The sequence below is a fragment of the Allohoeflea poritis genome (assembly GCF_027889715.1).
Taxonomy (GTDB): domain Bacteria; phylum Pseudomonadota; class Alphaproteobacteria; order Rhizobiales; family Rhizobiaceae; genus Hoeflea_A; species Hoeflea_A poritis.
Window position 1 is genome coordinate 211,476 of the sequence record NZ_JAPJZH010000006.1, and the last position, 14,959, is coordinate 226,434.

At 60.4% G+C, this 14,959-nt stretch carries 15 protein-coding genes; 8 read left to right on the forward strand and 7 right to left on the reverse strand.

Annotation, left to right across the window (positions count from 1 at the left end):
- Positions 1-137 precede the first annotated feature (137 nt).
- A complete protein-coding gene (locus tag OOZ53_RS11940; RefSeq protein WP_271089787.1) occupies positions 138-2,321 on the reverse strand; it encodes a xanthine dehydrogenase family protein molybdopterin-binding subunit in 2,184 nt (727 codons plus the stop codon).
- Position 2,322: 1 nt separating this feature from the next.
- Positions 2,323-2,784, reverse strand: a complete 462-nt coding sequence (locus OOZ53_RS11945; protein ID WP_271089788.1) for a (2Fe-2S)-binding protein — start codon at positions 2,782-2,784, stop codon at positions 2,323-2,325.
- 47 nt (positions 2,785-2,831) lie between these two features.
- Between OOZ53_RS11945 and OOZ53_RS11950 the strand changes: the two genes are divergently transcribed.
- From OOZ53_RS11950 to OOZ53_RS11970, 5 genes are all read left to right on the forward strand, one after another.
- Positions 2,832-3,545, forward strand: coding sequence for a TetR/AcrR family transcriptional regulator (locus OOZ53_RS11950; protein ID WP_271089789.1), 714 nt, complete (start codon positions 2,832-2,834; stop codon positions 3,543-3,545).
- Between the two features lie 188 nt (positions 3,546-3,733).
- Complete coding sequence (xdhA, locus tag OOZ53_RS11955; protein WP_271089790.1) at positions 3,734-5,215, forward strand: xanthine dehydrogenase small subunit; 1,482 nt, start codon at positions 3,734-3,736, stop codon at positions 5,213-5,215.
- 2 nt (positions 5,216-5,217) lie between these two features.
- Entirely contained in the window at positions 5,218-7,548 is a 2,331-nt protein-coding gene (xdhB, locus tag OOZ53_RS11960; RefSeq protein WP_271089791.1) for a xanthine dehydrogenase molybdopterin binding subunit, read from the forward strand.
- Between the two features lie 3 nt (positions 7,549-7,551).
- Positions 7,552-8,355, forward strand: a complete 804-nt coding sequence (xdhC, locus tag OOZ53_RS11965; protein ID WP_271089792.1) for a xanthine dehydrogenase accessory protein XdhC — start codon at positions 7,552-7,554, stop codon at positions 8,353-8,355.
- Positions 8,356-8,572: 217 nt separating this feature from the next.
- A complete protein-coding gene (locus OOZ53_RS11970) occupies positions 8,573-8,728 on the forward strand; it encodes a hypothetical protein (RefSeq protein WP_271089793.1) in 156 nt (51 codons plus the stop codon).
- A 128-nt stretch (positions 8,729-8,856) separates the two neighbouring features.
- On the opposite strand, the gene OOZ53_RS11975 is transcribed toward OOZ53_RS11970, so the two are convergent.
- A complete protein-coding gene (locus OOZ53_RS11975) occupies positions 8,857-9,126 on the reverse strand; it encodes an usg protein (RefSeq protein ID WP_271089794.1) in 270 nt (89 codons plus the stop codon).
- Between the two features lie 329 nt (positions 9,127-9,455).
- Here OOZ53_RS11975 and OOZ53_RS11980 point away from each other — a divergent pair, with 329 nt between their 5' ends.
- Both OOZ53_RS11980 and OOZ53_RS11985 read left to right on the forward strand, forming a co-directional pair.
- Complete coding sequence (locus OOZ53_RS11980) at positions 9,456-10,118, forward strand: hypothetical protein (RefSeq protein WP_271089795.1); 663 nt, start codon at positions 9,456-9,458, stop codon at positions 10,116-10,118.
- Positions 10,108-10,668 (forward strand): hypothetical protein, encoded by a 561-nt coding sequence (locus OOZ53_RS11985; protein ID WP_271089796.1) that lies wholly within the window; start codon positions 10,108-10,110, stop codon positions 10,666-10,668. The genes OOZ53_RS11980 and OOZ53_RS11985 overlap by 11 nt, the downstream gene beginning before the upstream one ends.
- A 116-nt stretch (positions 10,669-10,784) precedes the next feature.
- Here OOZ53_RS11985 and OOZ53_RS26545 read toward each other — a convergent pair whose 3' ends face one another.
- Both OOZ53_RS26545 and OOZ53_RS11990 read right to left on the reverse strand, forming a co-directional pair.
- Positions 10,785-10,997: a CDGSH iron-sulfur domain-containing protein gene (locus OOZ53_RS26545; protein WP_425499137.1), complete on the reverse strand. Its 213-nt coding sequence runs from the start codon at positions 10,995-10,997 to the stop codon at positions 10,785-10,787.
- Positions 10,998-11,118: 121 nt separating this feature from the next.
- The gene (locus OOZ53_RS11990) at positions 11,119-11,751 is read right to left on the reverse strand and encodes a CDGSH iron-sulfur domain-containing protein (protein ID WP_271089797.1); all 633 of its coding nucleotides are present in this window, start codon (positions 11,749-11,751) and stop codon (positions 11,119-11,121) included.
- Positions 11,752-12,006: 255 nt separating this feature from the next.
- Between OOZ53_RS11990 and OOZ53_RS11995 the strand changes: the two genes are divergently transcribed.
- Positions 12,007-13,428, forward strand: a complete 1,422-nt coding sequence (locus OOZ53_RS11995) for an amidase family protein (protein WP_271089798.1) — start codon at positions 12,007-12,009, stop codon at positions 13,426-13,428.
- Between the two features lie 185 nt (positions 13,429-13,613).
- Here OOZ53_RS11995 and OOZ53_RS12000 read toward each other — a convergent pair whose 3' ends face one another.
- A complete protein-coding gene (locus OOZ53_RS12000; protein ID WP_271089799.1) occupies positions 13,614-14,276 on the reverse strand; it encodes an HAD family hydrolase in 663 nt (220 codons plus the stop codon).
- Positions 14,277-14,290: 14 nt separating this feature from the next.
- A complete protein-coding gene (bluB, locus tag OOZ53_RS12005) occupies positions 14,291-14,914 on the reverse strand; it encodes a 5,6-dimethylbenzimidazole synthase (protein WP_271089800.1) in 624 nt (207 codons plus the stop codon).
- Positions 14,915-14,959: the final 45 nt, after the last annotated feature.

The window sequence follows — 14,959 nt, forward strand, 5'->3', positions numbered from 1 at the left end:
CCAAACTGACGCGGGCCGCCACCCGCTACCGGTCATATGCTGGCCAAAATCGGATTTCGATGCGCGCTCAGGCGCGACAAAAGCGTCGTTTTTGGACGCAGCCGGAGGGCGGATAACCCGCCCTCCGGCATCTCAAATCACGCGAAGGAAACGCCGTTTTCAGCCATCGGCAGGCTGGAAACCCGCAGGTTGTTGCTGGCTGCCGAGATCGCATTGGCGAGCGCCGGCGCCGCCGGTGGCGTGCCCGGCTCTCCGACGCCGGTCGGCATTTCCTGCGAGGCGACGATATGCACATCAATCGCCTGAATATCGCTGATGCGCAACGGCTCGTAGTCGGGGAAGTTGAACTGATCGACCTCTCCGCCCGTGAGCGTGATCTGGTCGCGCATCACATGGCCGATGCCATAGCCGATCCCGCCCTCCATCTGCGCCTTGACGATATCGGGGTTGACGGCAATACCGCAATCGACCGCACAGGTGACATTCTCGATCCTGACCCCGTCTTCGGCATTGCCCGATATCTCGAGCACCTCGGCGACGTAGCTGCCGAAGGATTTGTGCACGGCGACCCCTTGCGCGCGGCCTTCCGGCACCCTGCCCCAATTGCCCTTCTCGGCAGCCAGTTTCAGAACCCCGGCCATGCGGTCCTGGTCCTTCTCGCCGTTGAGATGAGCCAGCCGGAATTCGACCGGGTCCCTGCCGGCCGCCTTCGCAGCAAGGTCCATCATCACTTCCATGACATAGGCTGTGTGGGTGTGGCCGACCGAGCGCCACCACAGCAGGCTCGTCGCCTTTTGCGTGTCGGTCAGTCCGACAAACTGTCCCGGTATCCGGTACGGCGTATCCGAGACACCTTCGACCGAGCTGTGATCAACGCCGTCATGAACGGTCAGCGCCTCAAAGGGTGTGCCCTTCATGATTGACTGACCGGCAATGCGGTGATCCCAGCCGACAATATTGCCGTCACCATCGAGGCCGACCCTTACCTTGTGGCCAAATGCCGGGCGGTAACGGCCGCCCTTTATGTCATCCTCGCGCGACCAGACCAGCTTTACCGGCCGCGACCGGTCGGTCATGACGAAGGCAAGCGCAGCCTCAACCTGATAGTCGGCGTCCGGGGTGGCGCGCCAGCCGAAGGAGCCGCCGGCGAGCATGGTGTTGATCCGGATCTTTTCCATCGGCAACTGGAAAATCTGAGCCAGCGCCATGTGCGGTCCGGTTGGGAACTGACAGCCATCATGCAGCAAGATGCCGCCATCTGCGGTTGCCTCGATTGTGCAGTTAAGCGGCTCCATCGGCGCATGGGCCAGCAGCGGGAAGTAAAAGGTCTCTTCCACAACCGTTGCAGCCCCATCGAGCGCCGCGTTGATCGCGCCATGGTCGTTTTTCAAAACGTTGAATTCCGGCTCGGCACTGAGCGCCGCAATGATCTCGGCCTTGATCTCGTCGGAACTGCGGCTTTCCGCCTGGCTCATGTCCCATTCCACGTCCAGCGCCTCGCGGGCCTGAAGCGCGGCCCAGGTGTTTTCCGCATAGACGGCCACACCGGCCTTGTTGGGCAGGATCGCCGCATTGATGAATCCCTTGATCGCCTTCGCGCCGCTGTCATCCATGCCGACCGCCATACCGTCCTTGCGCGGCGGCCGCTTGATCACGGCGATCATCTGGTTGGGAAGGTGGAGGTCCATGGCGAATTTGGCCGTGCCATTCGACTTGATCTCGGTATCGAGACGGCGAACATCGGGATCGCCAATCAGTCTGAACTCGCCCGGATCCTTCAGCTTCGGTTCAGCGGGCGGCTCGAGTCCGGCAGCGCCAGCGGCGAATTCGCCGATCGGCGCGGATTTGCCGGCACCGACCACCATGCCTTCCTCGATCCTGAGACCCGCTGCATCGACGCCCCATTCATCGGCGGCGGCGGAAATCAGCATCTCGCGGGCGGCAGCGCCGGCCTTGCGGTACTGCATGAAGGAGTTCGCCATGGCGGTCGAGCCGCCGGTACCCTGGAACTGGCCGAACAGGAGATTGCTGTAAACTTGCGGATTGGATGGAGCAAATTCGTAGTCGATCTGGTCCATACGCAGTCCGAGTTCTTCGGCTATGAGGGTGGGAAGACCGGTTGCAGGCCCCTGTCCCTTCTCGAAATGCTTGACGATGGCGGTCACGCTTCCGTCCGATCCGATCTTGACGAACGGGTTGAACATCTTGCTTTCGGCGCTCGCGGCAGCAAGAACGCCATTCGGACGGACACCGACCATGAAGACGGCCGTGGCGGCGGCAGCGCCCTTGAGGAAGCCGCGGCGGGATGAATGTACGGTCATATCAGGCCTCCATGATCTCGGATGCGCGCTGGACGCCGGCGCGGATGCGTTGATAGGTGGCGCAGCGGCAGGCATTGCCCCACATGTAGTCGTCGATCTCCTCGGCGCTCGGCTTGGGATTTTCCTTCAGCAGTCCGGCGGCCGACATGACCTGGCCAGACTGGCAATAACCGCACTGAACGACATCGAGCTCGACCCAGGCCTGCTGAACGGCTTTGGCCTCGGGCGATTCCAGCCCTTCAATGGTGGTGACTTCCGATCCGCCGACATCCTCGATCAGGGTCTGGCATGAACGCACGGGCTCGCCGTCAAGGTGTACGGTGCAGGCGCCGCAGGAGGCGACGCCGCAGCCGAATTTCGTTCCGGTCAGTTTCAATTCATCGCGTATGACCCACAGGAGCGGGGTGCCGGGTTCGGCTTCGATGCTATGGGTTTTTCCGTTCAATTGCAGCGAATATTGCAAGACGTTTCTCCTAAGCGGTGTCCAGATTTGCGTGGGGTGCGGAATGGGTGTGGCGGATCCGCCCGATCGAATTTCTCCCTCGTATGAATGGCGGTATTCCATGGCCGCCCTTACAATTTGACTTTTCGACAACAATAGTAGATTTGTCCAAAATTGACAATATCAAACTTTTTGTCAATAAAAAGACCATGAAGAATCGCGAGCAGATCATCGAGGCGGCGATCGGCGTCATTTCGCGCTACGGCGTGAAACGGACGACCATGAGCGACGTTGCGGCAGAGGCCAAAATCGTGCGCCAGACGCTCTATAATCTTTATGCGAACAAGGAAGATCTGCTGCGCGCGATGATGCGCCATATAGGCGAGCAGTCCGTCGCTTCAATACGATCTGAAACGGAAGAAGCGGACGACCTTGCAACAAAGCTGGACATCTTCTTCCTGCATTTCGTGGTCAAGCCGTATGAATGGCTGCAGTCGTCCCCCGACGCCAAGGACATTGTCGATGGCTTCAATGACGCAGCGCGCGACGAGCTTGCAAAATCCTACGAAAACCACCGTGCCGTGTTGCAGGACCTCCTCAAACCCTACAAAGACCGGATTGAACAGGCCGGCCTGAAGCTGCCAGCCCTTGCGGACACCATTCAAACCGCCGCCAAAGGCGCAAAAAGCAGCGCACGGGACAAACGGCACCTGAAAGCTCTGCTCGATTCGCTCAAGATCATGGTGCTGACCCTGGTGGGGGAAGATCCGCCGCGACGATGACCGGCCGCGACCGTCCGGCAGACCGCCTGGAGCCTGGCGATTTTTCGGCGGTTTATTTTCAAACAAACCTTGACGCGTGCGGGTGATTTCCCAGCTTTCATTGAAAGTCTTTTTGCGCCTGCGCTGGTTTTTTTTCGGCGCGGCGCGATAGGATAGTTCAGAATAATTATAACGAGGGAGACGACGGCATGCCTGACACGGTCCGCCATGAGCTTCGCTTCATTCTGAACAGTGAAGTCGTGCATCTGGGCGACGTTTCGCCGACCCTGACCCTGCTTGACTATCTGCGTCTGCGGCGGCGCCTGACCGGCACCAAGGAAGGATGCGCGGAAGGCGATTGCGGCGCCTGCACCGTGCTGGTCGGCCGGCTGGGGCCGAAGGGCCTCGTCTATGAGAGCGTCAATGCCTGCATCCGCTTTGTCGGCTCGCTGGATGCCTGCCACGTGGTCACGATCGAACACCTTGCCGAAATCAACGGCAATCTGCATCCGGTCCAGCAGGCAATGGTCGATTTCCACGGCTCGCAATGCGGCTTCTGCACGCCGGGCATCGTGATGTCGCTCTACGGCCTTTGGCTGGAAACGCCGAAGGCGAACGCAGAGCGCATCGAAAAGACCCTGCAGGGCAATCTGTGCCGCTGCACCGGCTATGAAGCCATCCTCAACGCGGCCGAGGCGATGGCGCAAAGCGACAATAGCGGCGACAAGCTGATTGTCACCCATGAGGCCATCAGCGGAAAACTGGCGGAGCTGCGCGACGGAAACCGCGTCGAGATCGACTCGCCTTCGGGCAAGACGATCGTGCCCGGCTCGGTCGACGATCTCGGAGCCGTTCTGGAGGCCTATCCGGGTGCGACGGTCGTCGCCGGCTCCACCGATGTCGGGCTGTGGGTGACCAAGCATATGCGCGATATCGCGCCGGCCGTGTTCATCGGCAATCTCGTCGAGCTGCAGACCATTTCCGAGGACGAGAGCGGCATCACAATGGGCGCGGGCGTAACCTATACGGACGCGTTCGAGGCGCTCTCCCGCGGCATTCCGACCATGGGCGATCTGTGGGACCGCATCGGCGGCGAACAGGTGCGCAACATGGGAACCGTCGGCGGCAACATCGCCAACGGTTCGCCCATCGGCGACACGCCGCCGCCGCTGATCGCGCTGGGCGCAAAACTCACCCTGCAGAAGGGCAGCGCGACACGCACGATCGACCTGGAAGACTTCTTCATCGATTACGGCAAGCAGGACCGCGCGCCGGGCGAATTCGTCCGCTCCGTCTTCATCCCCAAGCTTCCCGACGGCGACAAATTCGCCGTCTACAAGATCTCCAAGCGCCGCGACGAGGACATCTCGGCGGTTTGCGGCGCGTTCCGCCTTCGCCTGTCCGCCGACGGCACCGTCGAAAATGCACGCTTCGCCTTCGGCGGCATGGCGGCGACGCCGACGCGAGCCAAGGCGGTCGAGCAGGCGCTGATCGGCCAAGACTGGAACGAGGCGAATGTCGAGCGGGCGATGGAGGCCTTCGAAGGCGATTTTACGCCGCTCACCGACTGGCGGGCTTCGGCGCGGTACCGGATGATGACGACAAAGAACCTCCTGAAGCGGTTCTATCTTGAAACACAGGGCCAGGCGGTTCAGATCGCACGGCACCAAAAAGCGCTGGCGGAGGCGTGATCATGGGCGAAACCGTCACCCGCAGTTCCTCTGAGATCACCGGCGGCGTCCACACGCCGCGCCGGCACGATTCCGCCCACAAGCACGTCACCGGCAGCGCCGAATATATCGACGACATGGTGGAGCCGGCCGGCACGCTGCACGCCTATCTCGGGCTTTCCGAGCGGGCGAACGCCATCGTCACGTCGATGGACCTTGAAGCCGTGCGCAATGCGCCGGGCGTTATCGGCGTGCTGACGGCGGCCGACGTTCCGGGCGAGAACGATCTCAGCCCCACCCACCGCCATGACGAGCCGGTGCTGGCAGACGACCAAAGCGCTTTCTACGGCCAGCCCATCTTCGCCGTGATCGCCGAAACGCGCGAGGATGCGCGCCGCGCAGCGACGCTGGCCCGGGTCGACTACGAAGAGCGCCCCCACCACACCGATGTGGTCAGCGCCATGGAGGCTGGCTACCCGCATGTGACCGAACCGCTGCAACTTCGCAATGGCGATGCGGAAACGGCGCTGGCCTCGGCGACGAACCGGCTTTCCGGCGAAATGCGCATAGGCGGCCAGGACCATTTTTATCTCGAGGGCCAGATTGCCATGGCCATACCCGGCGAGGACGACGAAGTGACCGTCTATTCCTCGACCCAGCATCCGAGCGAAATCCAGCACATGGTGGCACAGGCGCTCGGCACCGTCTCGAACGCGGTGACCGTGCATACGCGCCGCATGGGCGGCGGTTTCGGCGGCAAGGAAACGCAGGGCAACCAGTTCGCGGCAATCGCCGCCATCGCGGCAAAGCGCTGGAACCGCGCGGTCAAGATCCGTCCCGACCGGGACGATGACATGATCGCCACCGGCAAGCGGCACGATTTCCACGTGGCCTACGATGTCGCCTATGACAATGACGGACGCATCGAGGCGCTCGACGCGGTCTTCGCGGCGCGCTGCGGATTCTCCTCGGACCTGTCGGGTCCGGTCACCGACCGGGCGCTGTTTCATTGCGACAATTGCTATTTCCTGCCGAATGTGCGGCTGCGCTCGCGGCCGATGAAGACCGACACCGTCTCCAACACGGCATTCCGCGGCTTCGGCGGCCCGCAGGGCAAGCTCGGCGGGGAGCGCGTCATCGAGGAGATCGCCTATGCGCTCGGCAAGGACCCGCTTGAGGTGCGCAAGGCGAATTTCTACGGCATCGGCGAGCGCAATGTGACGCCCTATCACCAGGTGGTCGAGGACAACATCATCCACCGCATCGTCGAGGAGCTGGAGGAATCCTCCAATTACCAGGCCCGTCGCGAGGCCGTGCTCGCCTTCAACGCGGCCGGCGGCGTGCTGCGCAAGGGCATCGCGCTGACGCCGGTGAAGTTCGGCATCTCCTTCACCGCCACCTGGTTCAACCAGGCCGGCGCGCTCGTTCATATCTACCAGGACGGCTCGATCCACCTCAATCATGGCGGCACGGAGATGGGCCAGGGGCTCAACACCAAGGTGGCGCAGGTCGTCGCCGACGAGTTCCAGGTGGATATCGAGACGATCCGCATCACAGCAACCAACACCGGCAAGGTGCCGAACACGTCGGCCACCGCCGCCTCTTCGGGTTCGGACCTCAACGGCATGGCGGCGGCCAATGCGTGCGAGCAGATCAAGGCCCGGCTGGTCGCCTATGCCTCGGAGCATTTCGGGGTTCCGGAAGAACAGGTGGCCTTCGTTCCCAACCATGTGCAGGTGGGCAACCAGCTCATCCCTTTCCACGAACTGATCCGGCAAGCCTATACGCACCGCGTGCAGCTCTCAGCTGCGGGCTTCTACAAGACGCCGAAAATCCACTGGAACCGCGAGACAGGCCAGGGGCGGCCCTTCTTCTATTTCGCCTATGGCGCTTCGGTTTCGGAAGTGACCATCGACACGCTGACCGGCGAATACCATGTCGACCGGGTCGACATCCTGCAGGATGTCGGCAAGTCGCTGAACCCGGCGATCGATCTCGGTCAGGTCCAGGGCGCCTTCGTGCAGGGCATGGGCTGGCTGACGACGGAAGAACTCTGGTGGGACGACAATGGCCGGCTGCGCACCCATGCACCCTCGACCTACAAGATCCCCCTCGCCTCGGACAAGCCGAAGGAATTCAACGTCGAGCTCGCCAACTGGTCGACCAACAAGGAACGCACCATCCGCCGCTCCAAGGCGGTGGGCGAGCCGCCTTTCATGCTCGCCAATTCGGTGCTGGAGGCGCTTTCCATGGCCGTCGCCAGCGTCGCCGATTACCGCGAATGCCCGCGCCTCGACGCGCCTGCAACACCGGAGCGTATCCTGATGGCGGTCGACCGGCTGAAACAGGCCTGAGCGATGCAATCGCGCGTCGCCCGACTGTCGCAATTCTTCAACGCGAACACCCCGATCGCGCGTGTCACCGTTGCCGAGGCGCTGGGTTCGACGCCGCGCGAGACCGGCGCATGGATGCTCGTCTCCGAAAACGGAATGTTCGGCACCATAGGCGGCGGACAGCTTGAACTGATGGCCATCGGCGAGGCACGATCGCTGCTCGCAAACGACAAGCAGACAGCCGAGATGAACATTCCGCTCGGCCCTGAAATCGGCCAGTGCTGCGGCGGCCGGGTCAAGCTGGACATCGACCTGCTCGACGAGCGGGCGGCCGACGATCTTGTGGCCGAAGCGCGCAAGGAAGAAGCGGGCCTGAGTCAAGTCTATATCTTCGGGGCCGGCCATGTCGGCAAGGCGCTGGCCGAGGCGCTGAGCCTTTTGCCGATCCGGGCGATCCTGGTCGAGACCCGTCAGGGCGAACTCGATTCCGCTTCAGCCGATGTCGAAAAGCGTCTCTCCGCCATGCCGGAAAGCCTCGTCGCCGAGGCAGCGCCGGGCTCCGCCTTTGTCGTGCTGACCCACGACCATGCGCTGGACTTTTTGATCGTGCAGCAGGCGCTCGCGCGCACGGATGCTGCCTATGTCGGCATGATCGGCTCGAAGACCAAGCGGGCGACCTATCTTTCCTGGCACGAGAAGGAAGGCGGTGCGCGCGCCGATTGCGACCGTCTCGTCTGCCCGATCGGCGGCAATGCTGTAAGGGACAAGCGTCCGCAGGTGATTGCGGCGCTGGTCGCCGCCGAGGTCGCGACCGCCCTGTTGAGCTAGACGTGTCTGGCTTGGTTTGGCGGCTTGCCACAAATCGGTCATCAGTGTGACAGCCGCGCCAGGCGCACTACGGTCATTAGATTAATGAATTCAGATATTTAAGAATTATTCGAACATTAACGCGAATTAATTTGCGCGTTTTCGAAGCATCACCAAATGCAAGGTATGAGAGGTTCCCGCGAGTGTGCGGGATACCCCGGCATTTAAGGAGGTTGTTATGTTCAACACCTACGCAGAGCGCAGGATGAATGCGATCAACACGGATATCCGCTCGCTGGTCGACCGTCAGGACACGCTGAGCGACCGCCAGTGGAACCGCCTGCAGCGGCTCGACCGCGCGCATCATTTCTGGAAACGCATCGCCGATTCCTGATACGGATGCGGGCACGCCGACCAATCCGGAACTGCATGTCCCCCACACGTTCCGGACGGCGGGCCCGCAGACGGCCTGTCAGCCGTTCATTTCCCGGACCTTACCAGGCCCAAACCAATCATCTCGATCTAATGCAGGATGATTTCGTGATCGACGCGCCGCCACTCGCCGGGGCGGATCAGGTGCCGATGCGTGAACTGCACCGAGTGGATCGGACCGTCCAGGTTCTCATGCCAGAAATCCAGAAATCCGTGGAGCTTCGGAAAATCCGGAGCCGTGTCGTATTCCTGCCAGAGATAGGACTGAAGCATCGTCCTGAAATCGGGTATCCGGTAAAAGATTTGTGCCGTCGTCAGCCCGTGACCGGACAGCATCAGCTCCATTTCCGTTGCGCTCATCCATTCCCTCCAGTTCCAACGAATCACGATTGTCCACCGGTTTGCCGAGCAAGGCAACTCGGCAAATGTATTTTGTGTTTAAAAACAGATTGTTAGCACTCACTGGCAGGAAGTGCTGATTGTGGAGCGGATCTATTCATACAGAGCAGATTCAACAATCAATGCTGGTTACTTTGGAACCGATCCGGCTGGTTATCTGGGTCCGAAATTCCATCAGAAAACTGCTGCAGCGCTACACACATCTGATTGTGGATATTTCCACAGATGCAACCTCAGGGGCGGCATAACCTCGGCCTCAACAACAATGCGCGCAATGTCGGGGAATACAGATGATCAAAAATGTGGAGTTACGTCCGTCGGGCGGTCGAATGATTTCAAATCAAGCCTTTGAAAACATGTCTGACAACTGTGTGTTAGCTCACCCCCGACAAAAAGTTAAATGGGTGATGTGGTCTACCATTATCGCGCTAGCTGCAATCGTCTACGTTACGCCCGTGCGAGCGGAATCTGCGTGCAAAGAACACTTTGCGCTTGGCCAATCCATGTCTGACCGAGACAAATTCTGCGAAGTAGTAAACACTGCTTCGAGGAAGGGTACGGTCATAGTAATGCGCAAGCCTAAGTGTCCGAAATCCGGCCCTTCATCAAAATGCAATCCATCATCAATGCCGGTGCCTGATGACATCGAAGGAGCTTTGATTTGGTTTAATCGAAATGGTGGGTATGGAATGCGCCCACTCATTCGCGACAACGCCGCGGACTCCCGACGAGTATTCGAAGATGCTTTGTCAGACTACGACCAGTACAAAACCTTGCCAGCCGGCGACTTCGGTGTTTATGGAGGTGAGTGGTCTGTAGTCGATCCAACACAGATGCAATCATCTGATGCATTTCAAAACACTCTGCGCCAGGCGGCTCCATGGGTGCAGCATTCGCTGAGTAGTGGGGATGTGGTGATATACTTGCAGCAAGTTGACGGCAATGGACAGTGAAGACCCTGACACTCGTTTTTTCGATGTTTACGTCGTACCTTGGGAGCACTTTGAGTGGGGTCTGAAATCAGGCGCCTCGGTCGCTTTTGTTGCGGTAGCAGCGGCGTTTGTTTGTATGTTGCCAATATACAAGATCGCTCGCGAAAACAACGAAGCAGGCCAAGTTCTGGGCGCATTGTTTGTGGTGGCCATTTTTGGGGGGCTTGTTGGCTACCATGGTGGCAATAGCCGTGTCGGCGTTGTCGGCGACCTTATTCCTGCGGTTTTAACCTTGGTTGCTGGTTTCGCAGCCTATTTGTTTGGAGTTCCTGACAAGAAACCGGGCCCATATATGATCCCACTGCTCGGCAGCTTTATTGTCACCGTATTCATTACTTGGGGAATGGGCGCGTCCAACAGCGGTGCCAACGATGATATCAAAGCCTATGTTGAACGCTGCTTTGCAATATACACGAGCGCTTTGGAGGCCGACGATGGCATCAGCGCCTTAGATACAAAGCTGGGAGACTATTGCGACTACGCCTTTGATATTTCGGAAACACAACGCTGATCTTTTTCAACTTTTGTTTTCTCATCTCGCAGAACGGCAACGGCAATCATCAGGGAAGCACCCAATAACGTATACAGGTTCAAACCAGCCAGTTGCTGCCGTGTAACTTCAGTTGGTCAGCTTAATTGCGCGTAAAGTAAACTCGCGAGTTTGCATCTTCGGCAGGATTCGCCCGAACTCGCGTTGCCAAAAACCATGCCAAATTGTGTTCCATCACAGAAAGGCTTGTTGGCGGATTTGCGGCAACGGCACAGGCGCCATTTCTTTTCCAACTGCCCTTCGGCCCAATAGCCAACTCCGGCAGTGATGTCAGACCCGGTAGGGACCATCCTTCTCAACTGTCAATTTGACGGCATTGTCGAGCGGGCTGCCGCCGAGACCTGACCGCCGGAGCAGTTAAAGGCTTGAGAAGATCAGGCGGGCGGAGACAGACACCCTGCTGCATCCACCCTATTCGCCGTCGCTCCAGCCCTCGTCCGAGTGCGTTCCATCGCAGAAGGGCTTGTTGGCGGATTTGCCGCAGCGGCACAAGACGTACTTCTTTTCCGACTGCCCTTCGGCCCAGTAGCCCGCCTCGACTGGAATGTTGCAGACCCGGTAGGGACCATCCTTTTCGACCGTGACGCTGACGGCCTCCTCGGAGACAAGTTCGCCCGCGCCGCCGGTCTCGCTGTAGCGCAGCGCGCCGGACGGGCAGGCCCGCATGACCTCGCGGATCTCCTCAAGGCTTCCATTGTCCGGCTGTATCCAGGGCTTCTGCCTGGTGTTGAAGACGGATGCCGCATGGCGTCCGCACTCGCCGGCATGGGAGCACAGGAGCGGGCTGTAATAGATGGTGACGTCCTTGCCCTGATAGGCCCGGACCTTGTCCTTGTCCGTCACATTCGACTCAGCGCTTTCGAAGCCGATCTCCTTGTGCGTTCCGTCGCAGAACGGCTTGTTCGAAGAACCGCCGCACCGACACAATGCCATCACGGGCTTGCATTCGGCCGCCGTGCCATCAGCAAGGCGCAGGTCTCCGAGATTCTTGACCACAAGCGGCCCGTTTTCGCGCTGTTCGATTGTTACCTTGCCGTCGCTCACTGCCTTGCCTCCCTGTCAGCTGGGTGTGATGACCGAATAACGGCGAAGCCGGCCGTGCTATCGGCACGGAACCCTCGCCCGCACCGATCATATACCGCGAAGCGACCGCAATGACAGTCTTGCCGGCTGCATTGTCGATCCGTCAGCGATCCTGCGTTGCTGTCGGCAACCACCTGCTCTAATACCAACATGATGGATTTGGACTCCACGGGCGGCCGGCAAGGCGGATATGCCGGCTGAAAAAAGGCTCTGCGCATGACGAATACACCCCTTTGGCAAATGAGCGCGGACACAGTCGCGCAACGCATTGCAAGCCGCGAGCTAACGGCTGAAGATGTCGTGACGGAAACGGTGGATCGCATGCGGGCCGTCAACGGCCATCTCAATGCGGTGGTTGATGACCTTGGCGACGAAGCCATTGCCCGGGCGCGCGAACTCGACAGCGTTTTTGAAAGCACCGGGCCGGTCGGCCCATTGCACGGCGTGCCGGTCACCATAAAGGAAAATGTGGACCAGAAGGGCAAGACAACACCGAACGGCGTCAAGGCGTTCGCGGATGTCATCGCGCCTGATGACGCGCCGATCGTCAAGAACCTGACCAGGGATGGCGCCATCGTCATCGGCCGCACGAACACGCCGGAATTCTCGTTTCGTGCAACGACCACCAACGAACTGCACGGGCGCACGTTGAATCCATGGAACGACTGGGCGTCTTCCGGCGGATCGTCCGGTGGCGCTTCGAGCGCCGTCATGAGCGGCATGGGTCCGATCGCCCATGGAAACGATATCGGCGGTTCTTTGCGGTTTCCGTCCGCCGCCACCGGGGCAGTCACAGTCAAGCCGGGGCTCGGCCGCACGCCGGCCTGGAATCCTTCACAGAAGGCGGAGCGTGGCCTGCTCGCGCAACTCATGTCGGTACAAGGGGTGATCTGCCGCGAGGTGCGCGACGTGCGCCTCGCCATGCGGTCCGCCATCGCATATGACCCGCACGATCCGTGGCAGGTGCCTGTGCCCTTTGATGGTCCGGCCCTGGAAGGGCCCGTAAAAGTCGCCTTCACAAGAAATACCTACCGGTTCGAGACACATCCGGCGATCGTCACGGCGCTGGAAACGGCTCGCGATTGCCTGACGGACGCGGGCTATGAGGTCGTTGAGGTGGAGACGCCCGATATCTGCGAAATCGGCGAAACGGGCTACCGGGCGTTGATGGGCGAGATCAGTGTTCTGATGCTGGACGATATCCGCAAGCACGGCAGCACCGAAATCAACCGGATGTTCGATGAGTATTTCGAACTCTTCCCGCCGTTTGAAAAAGATGAACTGTTGCGCCAGATGGCAAGGCGTTCCCATTTCATACGCCAATGGAACCTTTTGCTTGAGCAATACCCGATGGTTTTGACCCCCTTCCTGCCGTCACCGACCTATTCGTGGAATCGCGACGCGGATGGCAAGGACGGCATCATGGACGTGCTCGGATGCGGCATCTGGTCATTTGCCATCAACTATATGGGCTTTCCCGCGGGGATCGTGTCATCGTCAGTCCATGACGGGATGCCGGTCGCGGTTCAGGTCGTCGGACGGCGCTTCCGTGAGGACATGATCCTCAACGCGCTTGAAGCCGTGGAGGAACGTGTCGGCGTGATGGCGAAAAAGCTGTTCGAACGGGAGCTGTTCTGACCGGTCCGCCCTGCTCCGGACCGAAGACCTGGTGCCTTGCCTCAAGCCGGCCTGTTACGGCTGATACGGCAAACGAGGATTCGGGCGGTCCGATCGCACAAAATGACTACACAATCTGCCTGGAGCGTGTGCGATCTCAGCGAACGATGTCGCTTAAACAACGCACTGCCGAGGCGCTGTAAGTGTCAGAGTGATTTCCGAACGTCAGCGTGGCTCGAAAACACGTCATGCGCGCCGGCCTCGCGCAACCTTTCCGCCAACCCGTCATCGGCATGACCGCCGCCGGTGAAGCCCCAGACCGTCATGCCGGCGGCGCGGCCGGCGCGCACGCCGTTGGCACTGTCCTCGATCACCAGGCAGCCGGCGGGGTCCGCGCCAAGCTTTTGCGCCGCCATCAGGAAGAGATCGGGCGCCGGTTTGCCATGCGCCACCTGCCCGGCATGATAGACATGCGGGTCGAAATGGCGCCTGAGGTCAGTGACGCCCAGCTTGATCTCCAGCGTATCGGGAGCGCTGGACGTGGCGACCGCCTGTGGACCGTCAAAGCCGGCGATCACGTCTTCTATGCCGTCAATTGCCCGAACCTGCGTTTTCAGGCGGGCGATGGCATCCTCGCGCAGGGCGCGCCCGAAATCCGCGGGCAGCGGCACGCCCTTCCTTGCCCGAAGATCGCGGTCGATCTCGGCGAGATAATCGGCTGCATTGAGCCCCATGAAACGGCGCTGATATTCGACCGGGTCATATTCGAGGCCGATGCGCGACAGGTGTTCGCGCTCGACCCTGTAGTAGATGATTTCGGAATCAACCAGCACGCCGTCGCAGTCGAATATGATCGCGGCAAACGCCATATCAATTCCCCCTTCTAACGATCGATCCACACGGTGGAGCAGTTCTCCTGCCAGCCGCGCATGTGCAGCTCCGGCACATCGCGGCGCTCCACCGGATAGCCGACGCACAAATAAGCAATGAAAGTCCATTCACACGGGACCTCCAGCGTCTCGTTCATGATCGCCGGGTTGAGGATCGAGACCCAGCCGACGCCGATATTACGCGCGCGGGCGGCCAGCCACAGCGTATGGATCGCCATCACCGTCGAATAGGCCAGTGTTTGCGGCATGGTCCGGCGGCCGAGCCCGCGGCCCTCCGCGGGATCGGGATCGCAAAAGAAAGCGTAATGCACCGGCGCCTCGCGCAGACCGGCCAGTTTCAGCGCAAGATATTCGCAGCGCGTGTCGTCCCGGTAGGCGCGGCTGGCAGCCAGGTTTTCCCTTTCGAAAGAGTCGCATACGGCGCGGCGTTTATCTTCATCCATCACGCGAACAACGCGCCATGGACGGCTATTGCCGACGGACGGGGCAAAGTCGACGGAAGCCTCGATCCGGGCCAGCACATCGGGCTCGACCGGGCGGGTATTGAAGTGTCGCACGTCCCGCCGCCATCTGAGGATGTCGTCCAACCGGGCGCTGTGATCTTGCGAAAGTTCCATGCTGCTGATTTGTTCGCTCGGGTTTCGGAATCGCCCCGGCTCGAC

Excerpts from the sequence above, each read along its gene's own strand:
- OOZ53_RS11940 (WP_271089787.1), bottom strand. The coding sequence starts at position 2,321 with ATGACCGTACATTCATCCCGCCGCGGCTTCCTCAAGGGCGCTGCCGCC.
- xdhA (WP_271089790.1), top strand. The coding sequence starts at position 3,734 with ATGCCTGACACGGTCCGCCATGAGCTTCGCTTCATTCTGAACAGTGAA.
- xdhB (WP_271089791.1), top strand. The coding sequence starts at position 5,218 with ATGGGCGAAACCGTCACCCGCAGTTCCTCTGAGATCACCGGCGGCGTC.
- xdhC (WP_271089792.1), top strand. The coding sequence starts at position 7,552 with ATGCAATCGCGCGTCGCCCGACTGTCGCAATTCTTCAACGCGAACACC.
- OOZ53_RS11970 (WP_271089793.1), top strand. The coding sequence starts at position 8,573 with ATGTTCAACACCTACGCAGAGCGCAGGATGAATGCGATCAACACGGAT.
- OOZ53_RS11975 (WP_271089794.1), bottom strand. The coding sequence starts at position 9,126 with ATGAGCGCAACGGAAATGGAGCTGATGCTGTCCGGTCACGGGCTGACG.
- OOZ53_RS11980 (WP_271089795.1), top strand. The coding sequence starts at position 9,456 with ATGATCAAAAATGTGGAGTTACGTCCGTCGGGCGGTCGAATGATTTCA.
- OOZ53_RS11985 (WP_271089796.1), top strand. The coding sequence starts at position 10,108 with ATGGACAGTGAAGACCCTGACACTCGTTTTTTCGATGTTTACGTCGTA.
- OOZ53_RS26545 (WP_425499137.1), bottom strand. The coding sequence starts at position 10,997 with ATGGTCCCTACCGGGTCTGACATCACTGCCGGAGTTGGCTATTGGGCC.
- OOZ53_RS11995 (WP_271089798.1), top strand. The coding sequence starts at position 12,007 with ATGACGAATACACCCCTTTGGCAAATGAGCGCGGACACAGTCGCGCAA.
- OOZ53_RS12000 (WP_271089799.1), bottom strand. The coding sequence starts at position 14,276 with ATGGCGTTTGCCGCGATCATATTCGACTGCGACGGCGTGCTGGTTGAT.
- bluB (WP_271089800.1), bottom strand. The coding sequence starts at position 14,914 with ATGGAACTTTCGCAAGATCACAGCGCCCGGTTGGACGACATCCTCAGA.